Raw genomic sequence first — 21580 nt, 5'->3', positions numbered from 1 at the left:
GGAACCCATGGACATCTCCAAGACCATCCAAGAACTGAAGCAACGACCAGATTTCAATGACAACGTCGGCATGATCCTGATCCATAACGGTACGGTCCGTAACTGGTCCCGTGCCGACAGGCAACCGGTCACGGCCCTGGAAACCACCGTGGACCAGGAGCTGGTGGCCGCGCTCCGCCAGGAATATCTCAGCCATGAGGGCATCTACGAGATCATCGTCGAGGCCCATTCAGGGACCTTTTACCCGGGCGACGATCTCCTCTTCATCATCGTTGCCGGTGACCTGCGGGAAAACATCAAACCAGTCCTCGCCGCCCTGCTTGATCGGATCAAGGCCGAAGCGGTCAGCAAGAAAGAAATTATCCAATAAACACCAGGATCTTTCCGACAGGAGCAGTGCACAGGCATGCTCCCGGGAGGATCCCGGCAAGATTTCCCCAGAGTGAGCGATCGATCCCGCCCCCTGGGCATCGCTCTGATCATCCCAGGCGGAGGAAAACAACCTATGGCTGCGGCAGAACAACTCATCCAACAATTCAAGCAGACCAAGACCCTGCCCCACATCGTGACCAGGCTGGCTCAGCTGATCAATGATGAGGATTCCACCCTCCAGGACTTTGAGGAAGTCATCCGCCAGGATCCGGCCCTGGTGGCCCGGTTACTCACCCTGGTGAACAGTTCCTTTTTCGGGATGTCTCGCAAGGTAGACTCCATCTCCCGGGCCGTGGCCCTGCTGGGAATGAAGAACCTCCACAACATTGCGGTCACCGATGCCATCCAGGGGATGATCAACACCGAAGCCTCCTCTGCCGGCTTCTCGCCGGAGCAACTCTGGGCCCACAGCGCGGCGGTGGGGCTCTGCTGCAAGATGATCGCCGAACGGATCTTCTCCATTAACGGCGACGACGCCTACCTCTGCGGCATCCTCCATGATATCGGCCTGATCGTCGAACTGGAGGTTGCACGGGAGTCCCTGTTTAGCATCATTGACCGACTCGAACCGGGCGGCCCCTCCCTGATAGAGCTTGAACAGGAGGAACTGAACACCGACCACGGTGAGATCGGCTACCTCCTGGCCCAGGAGTGGCAGATTTCCCAGCCCCTGGTGGAGGCGATCCGCGATCATCACCATGATGACCGCTCTCTGTCGCCCAACTCCGCCACCGGCATCCTCCAGATGGCGGAGTACATCGTCAACCAGCTTGGCTTCGCAGTCAAGGAGGGGCTGTCCATTCCACTCTCAGCAGAATTGGCCAGCCACATCCAGAAAAACGTCGAGGAATACAAGGTCCTTGCCGAAGACCTTCCCGAAGAGCTGGAAAACACCACCAACATGTACGGAAACTGATGACCATGGCCCTCAACACCCTCTTTGCCGACCTTGTCGACCCGGTTCAGGGTTTATCCTCGCTCTGCACCCACCTGGAACAGGAGGGCGAAGAACTCGCCTACTTCTGCGCAGACCAGACAGGACATCATACCTGCTCTGCCGCCTTTCCCCTGGAGAGCGAAGAGGCCCTGGCCCTGATCGATCACCACCAGGAACGCTCTTCCGAACTCTCCTTTGACCACCAGGGACGCCGCTTCACCCTCCTGGCCGTGCCGGACCTGAACGGCTGCATCCTGGCTACCCCGCACCCTACCGCGGCCATTCCGCCGCAGGGGATGGCGACCATCCTGCGGCTGAGCGTACGGCTGTTCCTGGCCCATAGAGAAAACGAAGAGACCATCAGCCGACTCCGGATCCAGAAAAAACAATTTGATCGAAAGTCCGCGGTCCTGGAAAAAAAGTTCCAGGACATCATGGTGGAAAACGAACAGAATTACCGGAAGATTCAAGAACAACAGCTCAGCTACTCCAAGACCCTCCAGGCAGAAATCAAACAGCAGACCGCAGAGCTGCGCACCGCCAAGAAGGCGGCAGAATCGGCCAATGTGGCCAAGAGCGAGTTCCTGGCCGCCATGAGCCATGAAATCCGCACCCCCATGAACGGGATCATCGGCTTTACCGAGATGCTCCTGGACAGCCGCCTTGACGAGAGTCAGATCGAGTTTGCCGAGACCATCAAGCGCAGCGCCGATGCCCTGCTCTCCCTGATCAACGATATCCTCGACTTTTCCAAGGTTGAAGCCGGCAGAATGGACCTGGAGTGCATTGACTTTGATCCGGAAATTACGGCGCAGGATGTCTGCGAGCTGATCAGGCCCAAGGTCAACGGCCTGCCCATCGAGGTGCTCTGTCGAATCGATGACCGCCTGCCGGCCAATGTCATGGGGGATCCGGGCCGATTCCGTCAGGTCCTGGTCAACCTGATGGGCAACTCCACCAAGTTTACCAAAGAGGGTGAGATCGAACTGGCCCTGATGATCGAGCAGGAGCAGGAGGAAGATATTACCCTCCACGCCTATATCCGAGATACGGGCATCGGTATTCCAGAGGATAAGCTGGAATCGATCTTCGAGGCCTTTCGCCAGGCCGACGGCTCCACCACCAGGGAGTACGGCGGCACCGGCCTGGGACTGTCCATCTGCCGTCAGATCGCCGGCCTGATGAACGGCCATGTCTGGGCCGAGAGTGATGCCAGAGGAAGCACCTTTCACTTCACCTCCAGGCTGAAAAAATCCAGACAGCAGCACCGCAAGAAGTTCAACAAGGTATCCCTGGCCGGCAAGAAGATCCTTGTGGTCGACGACAACGACACCAACCTCAACATCCTGCAGCACCTTCTCCAGGCCGCGGAGCTGACGGTCACCACCCTCCAGGACAGCACCCTGGCGCGCTCCACCATCGAAGAGGCCGTGGCCGCGGGCCATCCCTTTGACCTGATTATCCTGGACATCCAGATGCCTGCTCCGGACGGCTATACCCTGGCGAGAATAATCCGTGAGGAGTTGCCGGCCACGGCCCGGACCCCTCTGCTCGCCTACACCTCCTCCACCGACCGGAGTGCCCAACGCTGCAACCAGGCAGGGTTCAACGCCTTTCTGACCAAACCGGCACGCCGGGAGATCCTCTTTAAGACCATTGAAAAATTACTGGGAAAAGAGGAACTGGAGAGCGATCCGCAGCCCCAAGAGCCCTTGATCACCCAGTACAGTGTTCGCGAGGAGCTCAAACAGTCGGTCAGAATCCTGCTGGCCGAAGACAACCTGATCAACCAGAAACTGGCCACCCTGATTCTCACCAAGGCCGGCTACCAGGTTGATGTGGCGGCAAACGGCAAGTTGGCGGTACAGAGCTTCAGCGGCAACCCTGACCGCTATGACCTGATTTTAATGGACGTGCAGATGCCGGAGATGGATGGCCTTGAAGCCACCCGGGTCATCCGTGAGCTTGGATTTGAGACCATCCCCATAGTGGCGATGACTGCCAATGCCATGAAGGGTGACCGGGAGATCTGTCTGGAGGCGGGAATGAACGATTACATCTCCAAGCCCATTAAACGGGAACTGGTCTTTGAAATCATCGAAAAATGGCTCTACCGGGAGATCGGTCGTTGACTGCCGCCTACAGCTTTCCCCAGCCCGCCAGCTGCGCCACCAACCTCTACAGCAAGGATCCGCTATGTTGAACCACCACCACTGGCTTGAACGTTGGCAGAGCTGGATCTTCGCTGAGCAGAGCGAGGCGCCTCGGCTTGTTGCCGGCCTGCGAAACACCCTCCAGGTCATGGTTATCATGTTCCGGGAGGCCATCCAGGCCAATCTTTCCATCCGGGCTTCGGCCCTCACCTACTCGGTGATCCTCTCCATGGTCCCCCTGCTGGCAATGAGCACGGCCATACTCAAGGGCATGGGCGGAGAAAACCAGCTCAGGGTGGCGGCCGAACGCTTTATTGAACAGATCGAACCCCGTCCTGCAGCCCAAACCGATCCGATCCAGTCCCTTGCCCCGTCTGGAGGAACCGAGATGGCGACAGCAGGTTTTAGCGGTCACATCTACCATGCCATGGACACCGTCTTCAGCTATGTGGAGAACACCAACTTTGCCGCCATCGGCGCCTTTGGGGTCGCCGGCCTCCTGATCGTGGTGGTGATGGTCTTCAGCACCATCGAAGAGGCCATGAATGCCATCTGGAAATCTTCCCAGGGACGGCCGCTGTTGCGCAAGATCATGGATTACCTGGCCCTGCTCATCCTCCTGCCCATCTCCATCAACCTGGCCTTTGCCGGTGAGGCCATCCTGGCCAGCAACCGGATGATGGGCTACCTTTCCACGGCCCTGCCGGTCTCCTGGCTCCTCACCGGTCTGCTCAAGGCACTGCCCTTTCTCTTCATCGTGATGACCCTCACCCTGATGTACCTCTTCTTTTCCCGGGCCCAGCTCTCCACCAGGGCTGCCCTAGCCGGGGCCGTCTTTGCCTCGTTTTTTTGGCTGCTCACCCAAAAGATGTACATCTTTCTCCAGGTAGGCGTGGCCAAGTATAATGCCATCTACGGCTCCTTTGCCACGGTGCCCCTGTTTCTGACCTGGCTGCACCTCTGCTGGACCTTTATCCTCCTGGGGGCCACCCTGGCCTATGCCATCGAAACCCGTCGAAGTTACCGTTTCAACGACTCGCCCCTCACCCCGGGGAGGAGCCTGCAGCTCTGCTATGACCTCCTCAACGCCACCTATGATGATTTCCAGGAGCGGAAACCCACCACCAGCGAGGGGTTGCAGCAACAGCTCAAGGCCTGCACGCCGACAGAGATCAGCCAGACCCTCTCCACCCTGGTGGCAGCTCAGCTCCTTCGGACCACAGTGATCAACAGGGAGCTCACCTACCTGCCGGTTACCACCTCGGAGCAGCTGCCTGCCCAGGAGGTGGTTGAGGTGATCTTTGGCCGACAAGGCAAGGAAAGTCCAGGAGGAGAGCTGGCAAACCTTGCCCTGGAAGGAGCCCGCCAGGCAGTGAAGGGACACCGCTTCCAGGCAGCAGAGACCTACGGAGGAAGCTGATGATTCAGCACAGGGAGCGTGCCATCCATACCATCCTGGGCAACAACAACCTCCTGCTCATTGTGGCCAACGGCTATGGCGGCGATGAGCCGGTCCAGCCGGAAAACTTCCTGGGGCAACTGGGCTTTTTGCTGACCAGGCAGCTGGGGTGTTATGGGGTCATCAATACCAGGTATAAGAAAGCGATCCTGGACCTGAGTAATGTGGAGGCGGTCAAGACCAGGAAAAAGATCACTGATACCTTTTTACTGCAGATCAGAGAGTTCAAGGAAGAGATCAGCGGCAACGACCTGCTCCCCCAGGTCGTCATCCTCCAGGTCGGCCCGCCCACCATGGAGGCGGGAGCGCAGCTGCTCCTGGGTTATGGCCAGGGAGAGCGCGGAGTAAAGGAACGTCCCCATAACCCGACCCTGGCCCCGTCACGACTCTCCAGATTTCGCCTGGCCATGGAGGATCAGCAGCTGAGCACGGCCATCGCCCCTACAGACTCGGACTACTGCGGCAGGGAGCCCTGGCACCTCAACCAGCTCTTTCGCCAGAAAAATTATCTTGACGGCTTCTTTGATCCCAGGGTCCGATCCCTCCTCCTGACCATTGCTCCCCAGCTGCTGAGCAGCACGGAGGCAACCACAGCCACGGCCAGTGCCCTGGCCTCGGCACTGGCTCAGTTCAGCCAGCAGATGGCCCTGGTCAGACAGATCCGGCTGGCCAACATCGACGCTACAGGTGAAGACGATCTGCAATACATCTTCCGCATACCCAATGATACCCGTTACAACGAGATCTCCAGGGAATCCTATATCGAAGAGCTGGCCGTCTCCATCCAACGAAACGGCCTGCTCCACCCACTGGTCCTGCTCCAGAAAGATGATGGCCGCTATAAGATCCTCTGCGGTTTTCGACGCTTTCAAGCCCTGAGCCGCCTGTCCCAGGAGTGGGTTGAGGCCAAGATATTCCAGGAAGAACAGTTCAGCAGCGAAGACTTTTTCAACATCTCCCTTGCCGAGAATACCAGGCGCCGCAATCTCAACCCGGTGGAAATCGGCAACTTTCTTGACAGCGCCAGTGAACGTTTGCAGCTCAACAACACCATGCTGGCCGAACAGTTTGGCGCGACTCTGGGGATCGGTTCGCCTGGCAGCAAGGTATCTCACTCCACCATCCACAAGTACAGGAAGGTCAACCAGATCAGAACCAGAGGCGAGTCTCCTGAAATTATAAACGATATCATCAATGACAAGCTCCAGTTCTCCACGGCCGCCGAAGTCCTTGCCCCGATCAAGGATCCCCTGGACCGCGACAGCCTCTACCTGGAGATCATCAAGCCCCTGGGACCAACCCGTCCCCAGCTGAAGAAAATTATCAAACTCCTGGCTCAACGATCTACCAGCCTCCACGCCACCATCACCTCCGAGGAGGTACGCCCCCTTATCAGCCAGGCCATGGAGGCCAGACAACGGGCCGCCACCTTTATCCGCCTCTACGAGAACAGCCTTGAGCCGCCTGCCGGGAAAGAGCGCCAGCAACAGCAGCAGCGCCTGGCTCAGAAGCTTGTCCCCCTGCGCCGGAGGTATTTCGGCGACCAGGCCTGCCAAAAAGATTTCAACCTTGTGGCAGAGCCCAGGGCCGCCTCTGTTCCTCCCGACCATCCTGACCGCTACGAACTCCGGCTGCGCATCAACAAAGACAACTACCAGGACATCCTTCGTAAACTTGAGACCCTGCTCTCTAAAGAAGACCTGCTCTCCTGAAGACAAGGGAGCCTCTGCTCATTTTTCGCATGCGAAAAATGAGCAGAGGCTCCCTTGTCTTCTTCCTCTCCCCAGCCCAAGCTCTCTCCTGTCCGGCCCTCCTACCCGAGCGCATTATACCAAGCTCAAGGATGAGCAAAGGGGATCGTCCCAGGGTCAAGGCGATAGCGTCTCCTGGCCGAAGACAAGAGGAGCTTTTTTTATGGGGGGGGGCGGTGGGCGATGAAATCGAGTGGCACCTAGGTGCAGGAACAAAGAGCGCCTATACAGCTCCCCTTGCCAGCAGCTCATGGGCCTGAGTTAACTGGCGTTTGAGTTCCTGCTCGTCCAGGCCGGCCTGGACCGCGACCTCCTTGAGGTCATAGCCCGCCACCCAGCCGGGGACATTACCCGGCAGCCATTGGCTGGCACTGCCCAACTGCTGGTAGCGGGAGCGGGCGTAGGCAAGCAGATCCCAGCCTCTGGCAAGATCATAGAGCCAGAGCACTCTGGGGATATTGATATACCCCGGGATCTCTTCAAAAAAAGGAAACCTATCCCAGTGGGCATCGGGATGGCTCCTGCCGGTCAGGCGCTGCATCTGTGCCTGCCAGCGGTTATAGATGGTTGCGACCAGCTCTCGATCCGCCAGGTGGGGCAGGACCTTGAGGTGCTCTGCAAAGTCGGCAGGTCTGGCCGCACCGATGCTGATGGTATGGATCCCAGGATGCTGGAGACAGAAGAGATCATTGAACTGCATGGGGCTGAGCGGCCGGCACAACCTGGTGAGCAGGGCAGGCGGCGTGTGCAGCATGCCCCCCTTGTCGCTGGGACTGATGACAAACACCCCCAGGTCGCGCTCGCCCGCCTCCTGAAGTACCGCTTCATGGCGTTGAAAGATGGTATACCAGTGGAGATTACAGTAATCAAATCCGCCGTGCTCCTGCAGTCGGACCGCCTCAAGGATAACCTCCCTGGGACCATGACTGGAAAAACCGATCCAGCCGACCCGCCCCTCGGTCTGCAACCTTCTGGCCTCCTCGAGACAGCCGCCCGCTCGGCACACCTGCCAGAGCTGACGGAAGGTATTGATCCCGTGTATGGCCAAAAGATCTAGCCGTTCCACCTGAAGTCGTGCCAGGGAATCCAGCACATTCCGGCGAAAAACCGCAGCATCGGGTTCCGGCGCCACCTTGGTCTGGAGTATGTAGTCGCTACGCTCCCACTCTTGGAGGACACGACCCAACTGGTGTTCCGACGAACCGTAGGCCCGGGCGGTTTCAAGATGGTTGATACCATGCCCCAGGGCTTGATGAACAATGGCTCGGAGCCTGGCCTGCTGCTGTGGCTCGATCTGTTCAGGGGAGAGCTCTTGCCAGGATTGCATGGAACGCATACAACCTGCGGAAAACAACGGCATGGACAGGCCGGTTTTACCAAATCTTCGGTATTCCATATCCTTGCCAGTGCCTCCCTGCTCTTCCCCTCCCCATCACTAGAGGGAGGCGCGCACCGCCTTGGCCAACTCCAGCATGGTATAGGGTTTTTTCAAATAGAGTCCTGCTCCCAACCGCTGGGCCTTATATACATGATCGGAACGGGAAAAACCACTGGCAATGATGCTCTTCTGGGAGGAGTTGAGGCGAACGATCTCTTGATAGGTACTCAGGCCATCCAGTCCACCGGGCATAATCATATCAAGAATCACCAAATCCACCGCGTGGCTGCGAAGATAGTCCAGACAATCTTCTCCGGAGGCAACGGCATGGGCGGAATACCCCAGGTTACGTAACATATCGGTGGCGATTTCCCGCTGCTCTCTCATGTCGTCCACCACCAGGATACGCTCGTTGGCCCCGCTCAGGAGATCAAGCCCCTCTTCCTCCTCTTCCTCCAGGGCCGCCTGCTCGGTCAGGGGTAAAAACAGTCTAAAGGTGGTCCCCTGAAAACGGGTACTGGCCAGGTCGATAGAACCGCCATGGTCCTTGACTATGCCGTAGACAATGGTCATACCCAGCCCGGTCCCGCTGCTGCCCATGACCTTGCTGGTATAAAACGGTTCAAAGATGCTGGATACATTATTGGCCGCAATCCCCACCCCGTTATCCTGTACCGTAAAGACCACGTACGGCCCCTTGGGGACCTGACCGGTACTGGCGGTGAATGGTTCGATCGATTGGTGACGGGTTTCAAGCAAGAGGCGCCCCCCATCGGGCATGGCCTCCAGGGCATTCACCACCAGGTTCATGATCACCTTGGAGAGTTGGATGCTACTCCCCATGATCATGCATGGCTCTGCGCTTATATTGATCTTGTAACGGATGTGTTGCCGCCCCTGCACCATCTGTTGATGTTCAGGGCTGTCCAGAAAATCCCTGAGTACCTGATTAAAATCCAGGGGCTCATGGTTGTCCACTCCCCGTCGCGCCAGGGTCAAGAGATCCGCCACCACGGCAGCGGCCCTCTCTCCGGAGCGTTTGATCACCATCAGGGGCTGATAGAATTTTGAATCCTCGGCCAGGTTGCTGAGCAGCATATCCGGGTAGCCTACCAGGCCGGAGAGGATGTTGTTGAGGTCATGGGCCACCCCACCGGCCAGCATCCCCAAGGCCTCCATCTTCTGGGCGTTTTTTAAACTTTCCTCCAAGCGTATCTGTTCGGAAACATCACGAATATCCAGAACGACCCCACTCACCTGATCATCGACTGCCAAGCAGGAAGGGCTGTAGGTCAGATGCCAGATGGTGGTTTCACCACCCTGGCCCAGAAAGTCCCGCTTCTGCTGCACCACCTCTCCGCCCAGGCACTGCTTAAAGGCGGCTTCCATCTCCTGACAGAAGGTGGTGCCCCCAAACAGCGAGGAAAAGTGGCTCCCCTTCACCTCAATGAGGCCTGCCTCCCGGGCCAAGACCATATAGGCCCCGTTCACAACCTGATGCACCCCCTCCCTGTCCAGCAGGGCCATGGCATCGGTGGAGGCGGAAACGATCTCAGCCAGCTTTCTCAGTTCATGCTCTATCTCCAGCCGCTCACCGACCTCTCTGGTCAACTGCTGATTGGCCGCCATCAGTGCCCTGGTGCGCTCTTTTATTTTCAAGCGCAGGATAAAGGCAGTGACGAAAAAAAAGAGGGCCACAGCCCCGATAGCGGCGATGATCAACAGCAAGTAACGCGGGAGTTGCGAACGGTCCTCCACCTTGAGCCAGCGATTGGTGGCCGTGAAATAGGCAGATCCCTCCTCTCTCTGCATGGCTGTGAGATGGCGATCGATGGCTGACACCCAACCATAAGGATCCCCTTTGGGCCCGGCAAAGCGGAGTTCCACAGGGTTAAACAGGACCGGAGTTTCCCTGACCTGAAACTGGCTCTGGTACTGGACACCGAACAGCCTGCTCACCACCCCCACCTGCACATAGCCTGCATCGAGCATCTCCATGATGGTCAGGTAATCCTCAACTTCAATGAACCGGCAGTCCAGGGCTAATTTGGAGGTAATATCCTGGAGGGCAGCAAAGTGGATATCCCCCTGCGCTACCCCAATCTTCAGGCCATCCAGTTCCAAGAGAGAGGTCAGGCTGGTCGACTTGGCGGTAAACAACTCTGCCCAGTTGGTGACCACGCTCTCATAGGTATAGGTAAAGCGACGGGCGCGCTCCTTAGAGTAGGCGATGGCCGGCAGGATATCGAGTTCCCCCTGCTCCAGCATCTTCAGCAGACTGGCCCAGCTTTCGTGGACATAGCGGACCTGCCACCGCTCCCGGCGGGCGATCTCCTCGATAAGATCGATGAACAGCCCCTGGGGCCGATCCTGTTCCCCCTGAAAAAGGAGGGGAGGATACTCATAGACCCCTACCCTGATCACCTCCCTGGCTGAAGAGATCGAGGAAAAGAAGAGCAAAAAAAACAAGAGACGGCCGACCGTTCTGATCACCTTGAAATTGATGAGAGCCCCCTGGCAAAGGTTAGTGCCGCTGATCCACTCCCCTGCCCTGCTCCGCCTGAATGATCCGACCAAGGGGTTCCGGACAAAGAAGAAGTACCATCCTGGAAATTATCGCTTCTTTTCCATCCATGTGTCAACCCTGCTGCTGATAAAAACCTCGCAAGAGCTGGGCAGAGGGTTGTTCCGGACAGCCTCCCGGCTCAGCCCTGCTGCAGGGCTGAGGCTAAACTCCACTAAAGGGGGCAAGGAGCAATGGCGGCTCCAGCTGCAGCCCCGGCCGGGTCCCGCCAGCGCAAACTCACCGGGGCAGAGCAAGCCACCGGCCCCCTCCACCCAGAGAGAGAAAAACTTACCAAACCTTTACTGGGCTCCAGAGGCAAACAGGGTACACTATGCGCCAAAGAGGAGCTGGGATACCAGAAGCTAAAGGCTACCTTGAAAAATCCAGCCCCATCTTCCAGGGCACCACTTGCTGTATATAGCGTGATAGCAAGGAGTTACGCTAAGAAGAGGCTTCAAAACTCGTTTTCACCTGGAGCGTCAGCTGAAACAGCTTGGTTTTCACGATTTCGATTGAAGCCATGGAGTAGCAGCTCCTCGACCGCTATTTCTTTTCGAGCTTGCTTGGACTTCATCCAGCCATCAAGGTTCCGGATGCCCCAACCAGCTGGCGATTTGGGATATCATGACTCATCCCATCTAATCGACCAAAATTATGACTATTTTATTTTTCAATGGGCCCTTCGGCTCCGCGGTTTGGCACCGTCTCTGAAGCTGCCCTCTGTACCCTGGCAGAGTTTCCGTGCTCAACAGATTACCATTTGACTCTACCCAAACCCTGCAGTACTATTCATTATAGTTTTTTTCAACCCACCTTAATTATTATCAAAAATCAACAAGGAGCCCCCCGATGCGACCCACCCTAAAGAGTCTGATCTATGGACTGATTCTGATCCTGGCAACCTGCCTCACCACCACGGCCTACTCCCAGGAAGTAACCAAGACGGTGAGCGGAAAAAATGTAGCCTTTGTCAAGCTCGCCGACAACTTTATCATCCTCTACGATTCCTCCAGCTCCATGGGGGCTACGGTCAAGAGCGGCGAGCTGATGCGTCTGGATATTGAGCGCCAGATCCTCACCGAAAAAAATGCCACCCTGCCCCAACTGGACTGGCAGGCAGGTCTCTACACCTTTACTCCGGGATTCGGCAAGCAGGCCTTCAACGCCTACATCCCCATGCAGACCTATAGCAAGGAGCTGTTCACCTCCACCATCAAGGACTTGCCTGCACGCCCCTCGGGAACGACCCTGCTTCAGCACGGCCTTGTTTCCCTTGACGCGGTCCTGGCCAAGCAAGCTGGCAAGACCATTGTCTTCCTCTTTACAGACGGCCAGTATACCGTCAACAACGGCCTGCCCAGCCCAGGGGTCCTGGCCCGTCAACTGGCCAAGAAGTACGACATCTGCTTCTACGTCATCGACACCGATGATGCGACCAACGGAGACAAGGCGGTCCAGGCTGTGGCCAGTGCCACGGAGTGCGGCAAGGTTATCAGGTTCTCTGAGCTGCTTGGCCACCCTGAATGGTTGACCAACCCACTGTTCATGGTCAAAGGCATGAAAGCTGCTGCCAAGCCCCAGGTGGCCGGCCGCACCATGAATGCCTTTCACTTTGATTTTGACAAGGCCGAGATCAAACCGGAAAATTACGTCGCCCTCAACGAGCTGGCCATCTTCCTCCAGGATAACCCTGGAGCCCACGTCACCCTGGCAGGCTACACCGACAGCAAGGGCTCCGACGAGTACAACCTGGGACTCTCCCAACGCAGGGCCGCCAGTGTTCGTGCCTACCTGGTAGAGAAAGGCGGTATCGATAACAAACGGATAACCCTGAGCTGGTTTGGCAAGGCAAAGCCAATCGCCTCCAACCAGAGCGAAGCAGGTCGCGCCAAAAATCGACGGGTTGAAAGCATCATCACCGGGATGAAATAATTCATCCGGCAGTGGTTACCACAGGCAGGCTCATACGGGTCCTGCCTGTGGCCCTCACAGGGACGCTGGTTTTCATCTCGTCCGCCAAGCGCACCGCTCGACTCGCCCCGGTGCTCGTCTTTACCCTGTTCCTCCTCTCCGGCTGTGCAGAGCTCCCCGATTATGCGGCCCCACGGATTCTCCCCCCAAGTGGCGAGGCAGTAGCGTCTTTCAGCTATCGCCAGCTCACCCGCGACGACTTTCGCAGTCCCCGGGATCCCGTCTCGGATAAGGACCAGGACCATCGCCTCAATGCCCGCTCCACACTCCAGATTCAACCGGCAGCAAGCACCCGAATCACCATTACCCACAGCAGCTACCAGGGGCGGAGGCTCTACTTTGCCACCGTGAACAAGCTGCGTTTTCAGGCGGTTTTCGTCCCTGAACACTCCTGGTGGAACCCCGAGATAGCTGCAGAACAGGCCGCCTATGTGCTCCAGCATGAACAGATCCACTTTGCCCTGATGGAGCTGGCAGCCCGGCGGCTCAATGCACAGCTGGAGAGTTCTCCGCCAGCCCCGCCGACCATCATCGAATACTCCGCGGCCCAGGCGCAAGGCGCGATAATGGCATGGATTCAGGAACTCATCGCCGGCCACCACCAGGAGATCATTGCAGAACACACCTCCTTTGACCGGGACACCTCGCTCTATTTCTCACCTCAATGGCAGCAACGCTGGTGGCAGGATGTCCAGCAACGCCTGGAAGAGAGCGCGGACCAGGGGACACCCCTGCCCGGGTCATGAGCCCGCGCCAGGAGCCCCCATCGATGAAGAGGTGTCCTCCCCGACCGGCTCCTCAAAGGCCAGCTTGGAGGCCTCCCCCTGGTGCAGCAACTGCCTAAGCAGGGCCTGGGTGTAGGACCAGTCATAGTGCGGATAGGAGGAACGGGCCTGACTGAGCTTATCGCGGAGCATTTCCTCAAGAATCGCAATCACCCTGGCGGCATGGGAGCCAATCCCCTCTTCGGTTATGAACACCAGGGCATCGATAATATCCGCCAGTTTCACCACCAGCAGGTACTCGGGATGCTCCCGGCGCATATCCTCCTTCATCTGCCGCAGCCAGGGAGCGATGGCGTCCTCAATGGCCTCCAGGGGATTATCCTCCCCACAGAGCTGCTCCAGATGACGCTTCAGGGGACTGGGCAGGTCGCCCATGAGCAGTTCAGGGGTATCGTGCAGGGAGGCATACTCCATGATCTGGAGCAGGCCCCTGTCGGTAAGGGCAGAGGCAAAGATCTCCTTGGCCAGCTTGTTGGAGATCCTGGTGACCATGTAGTGATGTTCTGCCAGGGTCTGATCTCGAGAGGTGCGCACACTGTGCCAACGGGTCACATGACCTGAGCGGGCAAGGTCGGCCAGGGTAAGTTTTGGCAGGGTCATGGTCCTGTTCCATTCCATGGAGAGCTCCAGCAGGCTGAGGTTAGCTGAGGTAAAATGAAAAACAAACTGCAGAGCAGGGGCCTATTCTTTCCAGATCTTTCTGCTTTCTGTACCAACAAGGAACCCCAAGCTCTCCCCGGTTGAAAGATCGCATCGTCTCAATGCGGCCATCAGAGACGGGCAACTCCGAGAAAGATGGCATGCAGGGAAACCACCATCACGATAAAGGCCAGCCGGGCATGCTCTGCCTGCAGCCCGGGAAAGGTGTAGGCCAACTGGCCGTGGGGACAGCCTGAGATACAGTCGCCACAGAGGGTACAGCTTAAGCCTGGTTTGCCGCCCATGATATCCAGAGGAGTCTGGGCATCATAGCGGCAGACCAGGGTACAGCTTCCGCACTGGGTGCAGCCCGAGGCCATCCGGATACGCCAGGGGTTGATTTTACCAAAGATGTTGGCGAGCAATCCCATGGGGCAGTAGCTGGTGCAATGGGTCATGCTGCCGCTCCGACGTGACCAGGTGAGCATGATCACCACCCCGACCAGCCCAAAAACCGCGGCCAGGATGAGGGCCACGGACATGGACAACCCCGAGTATCGCAGCAGAATGGCGCCGCCAATGACGCCAGCACAGATGCCCAGACGAAGACGACTCCGCCAGGCTGGAAGTTGTCCGGCCCTTTTCTGCTGCTGTGCCGACCAGTTATCCCAGGCCCCGATGTAACAGAGATGACTACACCAGCCAGGGCCGACCAACAGCAGGGTGGTGGCAAAGAGAATGATCATGAAAAAACCTTCGCCCCGGTAGAGGGGCCCGGCAAGGATCAGGGCCGGCACCGGCAGATGAAGCCTACCGGTCATCAGAAACTGTTCCAGCCCCAAGAGCCCCAGACCAAGCTGAAGAAAAAACAGGCCAGAAAAAACCGCCCAGATCCTTCGCCGCCAGCGGGCAGACTGCCCGGGCACAACCATCTTGCCGCCTATCCAGGCGGCATAGCAGCCCAGAAAAAAGATGGCCAGCCAACCACTGCCGGGAAAGAAACGATCCGCCAGGATGATATCCAGGGAGGACTTTTCCCTGGCCAGGGCCAAGCCGGCCACGGTGAGCAGAAAGGCAGCGCCCTGAACCCAGGCCTTTCCCCCTCCGGCCGCCCAGGCCCTCCGACCATTGAGCAGGGCTGCCAGGCCGGTCAGCCCGGCCACTGCGCCCAGGATGATGGCCAGCCGCAACCAGGGCTGCCCCTGCTCCAACCGCAGGCCGACAAGCTGGATGGCAATCTCCAACCACAGGACCATACCTGCCCCAAGCAGACCACCAAGGGCCCAGCCGCTCCAAGGGGCACGAACAGTGGCCAGGACCGCCCCGAGCAACCAGAAGCCCACGGCCCCGCCGTTACCCAGACGCATGGCATGGGCGGCCAAGAACAGGGCGGCCAGAAGAGCGAGTATACGTCCAATCATAGTTTACCTTCCATCTGACGAGCAGCAGTGAGTACCGGCAACGATCATGGAGCGACGGGAGACGAGTTCCGGGGAGTCTTCCCCATCGTCATGCCTCCCGGGCAGCGCAAAGGCTGGCAAAGAAGAGTGTAAACAGTCTGGGTGAAGCGTGTTTTCAGACGCTCGGCTGCCTTCAGAGGCGCCGGAAAAAGAGCTCTCTTTTAACAGGGTAAGCCATCTGAATTTCGGTGATAATCAGGGTTTCCCCAAGACAGAATGCCCGCCTGCGCGGGAATGCCAGCCAAAAAGTGGATGACCGAGGAGGGGAGCCCCCCTGCCAATGCCTTGGGAGATCCAGACAGACCCTAAAATACCTGTTCCTGATACTAAATCCCAGGAAAAAGAGTCTGCGCTCGTCTGGAGGCGGGTCCACTCTTTCATGGCTGGGAGAGGATCAGCAATAGAGCGACAGCGACAGCCCCTGCTCGTTGCAAGCAGGGGCAGCAGCAAAGCTTAGCCCCTCTCCCTCTGTTCATCAAGAACCCGGCGTACGGTCCTGGCCAGTTCGGCCTTGCCCAAGGGTTTATAGACGATCGCCTGGACGCCGAGTTTGGCAAATTCTTCCCCCTGGACAATCTTGCTGTAACCGGTAGAGAGGATCACCGGAATATCGGGACGTATTTCCCGAATACGCCAGGCCAGGCGGTCGCCGGTGTACTCCGGCATGGTCAGATCCGAAATAACTAGATCAAAACTCAGCGGCTCTGCAGTCACCAGGGCCAGGGCCTGGCTGCTGCTCACACAGGTGGTTACCGCATAGCCCAATCCCGTTAACATTCTCTCAGAGATGGTACATATATTGGGCTCATCGTCGACAAAGAGGATCCGTTCCTTCCCCTGGGCCAGGGGTTCGCTCTCGACCTGCCGTTGGCTACCGCTCTCCTCGGCTGCAGGCAGGTAGATCGAAAAGATCGTACCCAGCCCCAGGGTGCTCTCCACGCTCATCCTGCCGCCGTATCCCTCCACGATCCCGTGCACCACCGCAAGTCCCATACCCGTCCCCTCCCCTGGGGGCTTGGTGGTAAAGTAGGGTTCAAAGATGGCGCTCAGTTGCTCCTGAGGGATGCCGACGCCGGTATCGGCAACCTGTATCTTGACATACTGGCCGGCATTGAGGGGCAGCCCGGACCTTACCGAGCCATATTCCACACTGATGTCATCCAGGAGCACCTCCAGGATTCCGCCCCGCTCTTCCATGGCCTGGGCCGCATTGGTACAGAGATTCATTAAAATCTGATGCAGCTGGCTCGCCGCACCCATGACAGAGGAAACGCTGTTCACGGACTCCCGTATCTGAATGGAGCTGGGGATGGATGCCCTCAGCAGCCGCAGGGCCTCCCTGGCAACACCATCCACCCGCACCGGCTTGATCGTTTCATCGGCCTGACGCGCAAAACTTAGGATCTGCCGGACCACATCTTTTGCCCGCAATCCTGCCGAACGAATCTCCTGCAGATAATCCTCGAGCACACTATCCTTGGCCACCAGATCAAGGGAGAGATCGGCAAACCCCAACACTGAGGAGAGGATATTATTGAAATCATGGGCTATCCCACCGGCAAGGGTACCTATGGCCTCCATCTTCTGGGCCTGCTGCAGGCGGGATTGCAGTTGCACCTTTTCGGTGATATCCTCACCTGCGGAAAGCAGCCCGACAATAGCGTTCTCCCCATCGGTAAGACAGGTGTTACGCCAGGCAATCTGTCGCTGCTCCCCGGCCTTGGTAAGGATGGGATTCTCATAATATTCACATGAGGCCAGATCTCCTGCCAGCAGCTGTTGCAAAACTCGGGAGACTTCCTCTTGATGGGATTCCGGGACAAAGTGCTCCAGCCAATCCAGCCCACAGACCTCATCTTCTTCGACCCCCAAGAGAGTGCAGGCCTTTTGGTTGGCCAGGGTCACCCGCCCCTTGTGATCGAGGCCAATAAAGATGACCGTGGCCAGGTCAAGATACTGCTCAGCCTTTTGCTTCTGCGCAAGGATGTTTCTCTCGGCCTCCCTGGCCTCTGAATCATCCTGAAAGACCAAGACGGCGCCAAGAACCTCCCTGTCCCCAAGGATGATCGGTGCGCCGCTCTTCTTGATCGGAAACTCGCGACCTTCCCTGGAAATCAGGAGGCTGTGACTGGCCAGCCCATCGACCTGAGCGCCATCAATCACCTGGCTTGCCGGATTTTGCTGTGGCTTCCTGGTCTGCTCATCAATAATTTCAAACACCTCCTCCAGGGGCCGGCCAACGGCCTCGGCGGCGGGCCAGCCGGTCAGCTGAACCGCCACCGGGTTGATAAAGGTGATCTGCCCCGCCATATCGGTGGCAACAACACCGTCACCAAGACTGTTTAAGGTGGTCTTAAACCATTGATTGCTTTCACGCAGCCGACGATCGCTCTGCTGTTTATAAAGGGCGAGCTCGATAACGGATTTCAGCTCATTATCATCAAAGGGTTTAATGATATAACCATAGGGCTCGGTCAGTTTTGCCCGGGCAATGGTGTCATCATCGGCATGGGCGGTGAGATAGATCACCGAGAGCTGATACTCCTCTTTCAACTTCAGGGCTGTATCGATACCGCTCATCCCTGAGCCAAGCCGAATGTCCATGAGGGCAATATCGGGCCGCTCTTCAACGACGGACTGCAAGGCCTGCTCGCCGGAGGTGGCGGTAGCGGTGACCCCATAACCCAGGTTGAGCAACTTCACCCTCAAGTCCTCAGCAACGATTGGATTATCTTCGACAATCAGGATCTTGATCTTCTCCATATTCATCACTCTGCTCCTGCCAATGGCTAAGGACATATCGCCCCGGCAAACAGAGGCATCACCGCCTCTTTCTCTATAACTGTCAGGGCACGGGAAAACTGATGGCAACGGTGGTCCCCGGCTGTGGGGTCACCGCCATGGAGCCATGGAGTTGGCCTGCCACCAGCACATTGACAATCCTCAGCCCCAGGCTTTTACTCTCCGTCATCTCAAATCCCTCGGGCAGCCCCACCCCATTATCCTGCACCCGCAAGACAAGCTCCTGACCGGCATGCTCTTTCAAGGAGACCTCAAGCAGCCCCTCCGCATCCGCGCCCAAGGCCTGCTCAGCAAAGGCATATTTAAAGGAGTTACTAATCAACTCATTGATGATCAGACCACAGGCAATACTCAGATCCATACCAAGCTCAACAGGATCGACCTCTATTCGAACCGTAACCCCAGAACTCACCTCCTGATAGATCCTCTTCAGGTGAGCTGCTATCTGTTCAAAATAAGAGTACAGATTGACGCTGGCCATATCATCTGAACGATACAACACTTCATGGATCAATGACATGGATTTAATCCGGTTATTGGAATCAACCAACAGATTCCTGTAAAGATCATCCCTGACTTCATTGGCCTGAAGACTCAGCAGACTCTGGATAATCTGCATATTGTTCTTCACTCGGTGGTGAATCTCTTTGAGTAAAATCTCTTTTTCCTGCAACGATGCCCGCACCTGGTCTTCGGCGGCTTTCTGTTCGGTAATATCAGCAGCAATCCCCTCAAAGCAGCCTTCCACCCCGGAGAGCACCCCGGAGAACTGCAGCCAGCGCAGGCTCTCATCCTTGGCCCTGATCTGGACAATACAGTTGCTTATCCTGCCCTCACGCTGCAGCTGCTCAACCATCCCCTGTCGCTGCGCTGGAAAGAGATAATGATCGGCAGCCACATAGTCGCCCACACACTCCTGGGGAGAATCGTAGCCTAATATTTCCGCCAACCTGGCATTGGAATCGATGATCCTGCCGTCACTGATCCTGGAGCGAAACATCCCAACCTGGGCATTTTCAAACAGATTTCTGTACTTCTCTTCCCGCTCCCGGAGCAACTCCTGGGCAGTGCTGACCTGGATGACCTCTGAGGCGGTGGAGGCTATGGCCTGGAGAAACTCGTCATCAGCCGGCTGCAGCCGATGCCGACTAAAGAGGGCCATGACCCCGATGGCCTCGCCCTGGGAATCGAGCAGGCCATAGCCGGCAAAGGCGACCAACCCCAACTCCCTGGCCCAGGAATGGTTATGGATCCGGGGATCGTTCTGGACCTCATTGGTGAGAAAGCCGCCTATCTCACCGGTGCCAATCATCCCTATCTTGTAGGCACCCAGGGGGACCCTGCCATGGGGACCATTCAGATGGGTATACCTTCCCGAACTGGCCACCAGCTGCAGACAGGTTTTCCTGGTGTCGCCAAGCTGCCTGTCCCCGTAGCAACGCGCGGTATGGAGACAGGCAGCGCCACAGTGATCGCCCTCCCGCAGCAGCCAGATCCGGGCAAAATCACCCCCAAGGATATCCACCACCGCCGTGGTAATCTTTTTCAGCTTCGCATCCAGAGGAGCCGCCCCCAGCAGGCTCTCCTTCAGGCGATTCAGGCCATCCACCCTCTGCTCGGAACGCAGCCGTTGCGCCACCTCCTGGTTCAACTCGTCTCGACTGGCGGTCATCTGCTGGAGGTTGTACATCATCTCCTGAAAGGAGAGGGCCAGTTGGCCGATCTCGTCCCGGCCGCTGATCTCGATGGGTTCATCCAACCTGCCGGCAGAGATCGCCTGTACCGAGCCTTCAAGTTTTGCCAGCGGCTTGAAGAGATAGCGATTGGAGAGCAAAAAGGTCGCCCCCAGCACTGCCAGATTGACAAACAGCAACTCAACGATGGAGAGGACGCTGCTGGCCGCCACCAGGTTGCTCACCCTGGCCCGAGAGAAAACGAGCTGCACCCTGCCCACCTGTATCCCCTTGTAGTGCACATCTGCCTCCTGGGCGATAAAACCGGAATCGCTCTGCAGGGCCGCAAAGGGACGCTCCCCGGCTTTACCGACGGTTTCCCTGGCCACCGGTTCGCCATCAACGATGGCGGCCGCATAGACCAGGTCATCATAGAGGAGCAGGGATTTGAGATAGCGGTCAACATAGTCATAGTTATACTGCCAGAGGGCGACTCCCAGGCTGTCCTGGGAAAAGGCCAGGATATTTTGCAGGGAGAGATGCAGCTTCTGCTCGACCGCCCTGGAGTTATAGACAATCACTGCCACGGAACAACAAAACATCACCACGCTGGTGGCAGAGATCAGGCCCAGGGCAAAGCGACTTCTCAAACCTTTAGGACTCAACATACTCTTCCCCCATTCCCCCTAAATCGACTCCCGGTCTGCTGCCGGCCCGTCATTGCACCAGGCCGGGGGCTAGCTCGTTATCAAATCAGCGATGATATCCTGCATGATCCCCTCCTCCACCATCTCCCGCTGCCCCCCTGGTAGCCGACAAAGGCATCGATCCTGCCCCGGGCAAGCACCTGAAAGAGCCGGGACTCATGATTCACCGCAACCTTGTCCATGGCCTCATCATGATCAAAACGCGGGTAATAGACCGAGCCCCGCAAGAGCCCGATGTGCTTAACGTAGAGATCCTGGTACGACTGGATCAGGTCTCCGCAAGCTTTTGGCAGCCAGAACAGGTTCTTTTCCCGGCAACAGGCAGGGCCCAGATAATGGACAAAGCGGCTAGGCGCTGCGGTTTTGCCGAAACTGGTGACCAGCTCCGCCTCCCCCTTCTGCATCATTGCAAGGCAACGGGGCCAGGGGCACTCATAAAACTCGACAGCAAACCCGGATCGCATCAGCAGGAGTTGCTGCTAGTATAGCACAGGGTCTCATCGCCCCAAAACAGGATTAGAAGATGGCCATCAGCAGAGAGCAGTGGCAGTGCGGATGAGCGCTCAACAGCAGCCTGGAGAGGACGACAGACAACACCCCTACAGGCTATTTTGTATTGACAAAAAACAAAGACACTATATACAGTGGCACACCATGCGTATCGGTACGCCTTATGGAAGGCGTGGCAACAGGGAACCCGGTGGGAATCCGGGACTGTCCCGCAGCGGTAACTGAAAACGACCACCATCATCAGCACTGGCCCTGTGCCGGGAAGCGATGGTCAGTAGGCGAGGCGAGATCCTCATGTTCAGGAGTCCGAAGACCTGCCGATAGCGACAATGATATTTTACAACCTTCGAGGAAAAG

Annotated in this window: 14 protein-coding genes and 1 riboswitch; of the genes, 7 read left to right on the top strand and 7 right to left on the bottom strand. The window is 57.5% G+C overall.

Going from position 1 to position 21580, the window contains the following annotated elements; genetic code table 11:
* Window positions 1-7 precede the first annotated feature (7 nt).
* The 5 genes from G494_RS0111235 to G494_RS0111215 all read left to right on the top strand — a co-directional run bounded on the left by G494_RS0111235 (window position 8) and on the right by G494_RS0111215 (window position 6693).
* Window positions 8-370 (top strand): molybdenum cofactor biosynthesis protein MoaE, encoded by a 363-nt coding sequence (locus G494_RS0111235; protein WP_028584620.1) that lies wholly within the window; start codon window positions 8-10, stop codon window positions 368-370.
* 135 nt (window positions 371-505) lie between these two features.
* Window positions 506-1348 carry an HDOD domain-containing protein gene (locus tag G494_RS0111230; RefSeq protein ID WP_028584619.1) on the top strand — a complete coding sequence of 281 codons (843 nt, stop codon included), beginning with the start codon at window positions 506-508 and terminating at the stop codon, window positions 1346-1348.
* Entirely contained in the window at window positions 1348-3501 is a 2154-nt protein-coding gene (locus G494_RS23035) for a response regulator (protein ID WP_232362537.1), read from the top strand. Before G494_RS0111230 ends, G494_RS23035 begins: the two co-directional genes overlap by 1 nt.
* Before the next feature lie 64 nt (window positions 3502-3565).
* Window positions 3566-4942, top strand: coding sequence for a YihY/virulence factor BrkB family protein (locus tag G494_RS23030; RefSeq protein ID WP_051305615.1), 1377 nt, complete (start codon window positions 3566-3568; stop codon window positions 4940-4942).
* Complete coding sequence (locus G494_RS0111215; protein ID WP_028584617.1) at window positions 4942-6693, top strand: ParB/RepB/Spo0J family partition protein; 1752 nt, start codon at window positions 4942-4944, stop codon at window positions 6691-6693. The genes G494_RS23030 and G494_RS0111215 overlap by 1 nt, the downstream gene beginning before the upstream one ends.
* A 262-nt stretch (window positions 6694-6955) precedes the next feature.
* Here G494_RS0111215 and G494_RS0111210 read toward each other — a convergent pair whose 3' ends face one another.
* On the bottom strand, window positions 6956-8068 hold the full coding sequence (locus G494_RS0111210; protein ID WP_051305614.1) for an aldo/keto reductase: 1113 nt from the start codon (window positions 8066-8068) through the stop codon (window positions 6956-6958).
* Window positions 8069-8167: 99 nt separating this feature from the next.
* Complete coding sequence (locus tag G494_RS0111205) at window positions 8168-10603, bottom strand: ATP-binding protein (protein ID WP_161629975.1); 2436 nt, start codon at window positions 10601-10603, stop codon at window positions 8168-8170.
* A gap of 922 nt (window positions 10604-11525) precedes the next feature.
* Here G494_RS0111205 and G494_RS0111190 point away from each other — a divergent pair.
* Both G494_RS0111190 and G494_RS0111185 read left to right on the top strand, forming a co-directional pair.
* The gene (locus G494_RS0111190) at window positions 11526-12608 is read left to right on the top strand and encodes an OmpA family protein (RefSeq protein WP_028584613.1); all 1083 of its coding nucleotides are present in this window, start codon (window positions 11526-11528) and stop codon (window positions 12606-12608) included.
* 11 nt (window positions 12609-12619) lie between these two features.
* On the top strand, window positions 12620-13393 hold the full coding sequence (locus G494_RS0111185) for a hypothetical protein (RefSeq protein WP_028584612.1): 774 nt from the start codon (window positions 12620-12622) through the stop codon (window positions 13391-13393).
* Here G494_RS0111185 and G494_RS23025 read toward each other — a convergent pair.
* From G494_RS23025 to G494_RS23010, 5 genes are all read right to left on the bottom strand, one after another.
* The gene (locus G494_RS23025; RefSeq protein WP_051305613.1) at window positions 13388-14050 is read right to left on the bottom strand and encodes a YfbR-like 5'-deoxynucleotidase; all 663 of its coding nucleotides are present in this window, start codon (window positions 14048-14050) and stop codon (window positions 13388-13390) included. The genes G494_RS0111185 and G494_RS23025 overlap by 6 nt on opposite strands.
* Window positions 14051-14202: 152 nt before the next feature.
* On the bottom strand, window positions 14203-15492 hold the full coding sequence (locus G494_RS0111175; protein WP_028584611.1) for a 4Fe-4S binding protein: 1290 nt from the start codon (window positions 15490-15492) through the stop codon (window positions 14203-14205).
* Between the two features lie 492 nt (window positions 15493-15984).
* A complete protein-coding gene (locus G494_RS25445; protein WP_051305612.1) occupies window positions 15985-18300 on the bottom strand; it encodes a hybrid sensor histidine kinase/response regulator in 2316 nt (771 codons plus the stop codon).
* Between the two features lie 76 nt (window positions 18301-18376).
* Window positions 18377-20674: a histidine kinase dimerization/phosphoacceptor domain -containing protein gene (locus tag G494_RS25440; protein WP_084456697.1), complete on the bottom strand. Its 2298-nt coding sequence runs from the start codon at window positions 20672-20674 to the stop codon at window positions 18377-18379.
* A gap of 80 nt (window positions 20675-20754) precedes the next feature.
* A complete protein-coding gene (locus G494_RS23010; RefSeq protein ID WP_051305610.1) occupies window positions 20755-21177 on the bottom strand; it encodes a type 2 periplasmic-binding domain-containing protein in 423 nt (140 codons plus the stop codon).
* 181 nt (window positions 21178-21358) lie between these two features.
* Window positions 21359-21559, top strand: a riboswitch (cobalamin riboswitch).
* Window positions 21560-21580 lie beyond the last annotated feature (21 nt).

The sequence above is a fragment of the Desulfogranum mediterraneum DSM 13871 genome, from assembly GCF_000429965.1.
Classification (GTDB): Bacteria; Desulfobacterota; Desulfobulbia; order Desulfobulbales; family Desulfobulbaceae; genus Desulfogranum; species Desulfogranum mediterraneum.
Note: the sequence above shows the minus strand (reverse complement) of the source record. Positions and strands in the feature narration are given on the sequence as shown.

What these genes read in the sequence shown, in the direction of transcription:
- G494_RS0111215 (WP_028584617.1), top strand. Translation starts at nt 4,942, where the DNA reads ATGATTCAGCACAGGGAGCGTGCCATCCATACCATCCTGGGCAACAAC.
- G494_RS25440 (WP_084456697.1), bottom strand. Translation starts at nt 20,674, where the DNA reads ATGTTGAGTCCTAAAGGTTTGAGAAGTCGCTTTGCCCTGGGCCTGATC.
- G494_RS23030 (WP_051305615.1), top strand. Translation starts at nt 3,566, where the DNA reads ATGTTGAACCACCACCACTGGCTTGAACGTTGGCAGAGCTGGATCTTC.
- G494_RS0111230 (WP_028584619.1), top strand. Translation starts at nt 506, where the DNA reads ATGGCTGCGGCAGAACAACTCATCCAACAATTCAAGCAGACCAAGACC.
- G494_RS0111210 (WP_051305614.1), bottom strand. Translation starts at nt 8,068, where the DNA reads ATGCGTTCCATGCAATCCTGGCAAGAGCTCTCCCCTGAACAGATCGAG.
- G494_RS23010 (WP_051305610.1), bottom strand. Translation starts at nt 21,177, where the DNA reads ATGCGATCCGGGTTTGCTGTCGAGTTTTATGAGTGCCCCTGGCCCCGT.
- G494_RS0111175 (WP_028584611.1), bottom strand. Translation starts at nt 15,492, where the DNA reads ATGATTGGACGTATACTCGCTCTTCTGGCCGCCCTGTTCTTGGCCGCC.
- G494_RS0111190 (WP_028584613.1), top strand. Translation starts at nt 11,526, where the DNA reads ATGCGACCCACCCTAAAGAGTCTGATCTATGGACTGATTCTGATCCTG.
- G494_RS23035 (WP_232362537.1), top strand. Translation starts at nt 1,348, where the DNA reads ATGACCATGGCCCTCAACACCCTCTTTGCCGACCTTGTCGACCCGGTT.
- G494_RS0111235 (WP_028584620.1), top strand. Translation starts at nt 8, where the DNA reads ATGGACATCTCCAAGACCATCCAAGAACTGAAGCAACGACCAGATTTC.
- G494_RS25445 (WP_051305612.1), bottom strand. Translation starts at nt 18,300, where the DNA reads ATGAATATGGAGAAGATCAAGATCCTGATTGTCGAAGATAATCCAATC.
- G494_RS23025 (WP_051305613.1), bottom strand. Translation starts at nt 14,050, where the DNA reads ATGGAATGGAACAGGACCATGACCCTGCCAAAACTTACCCTGGCCGAC.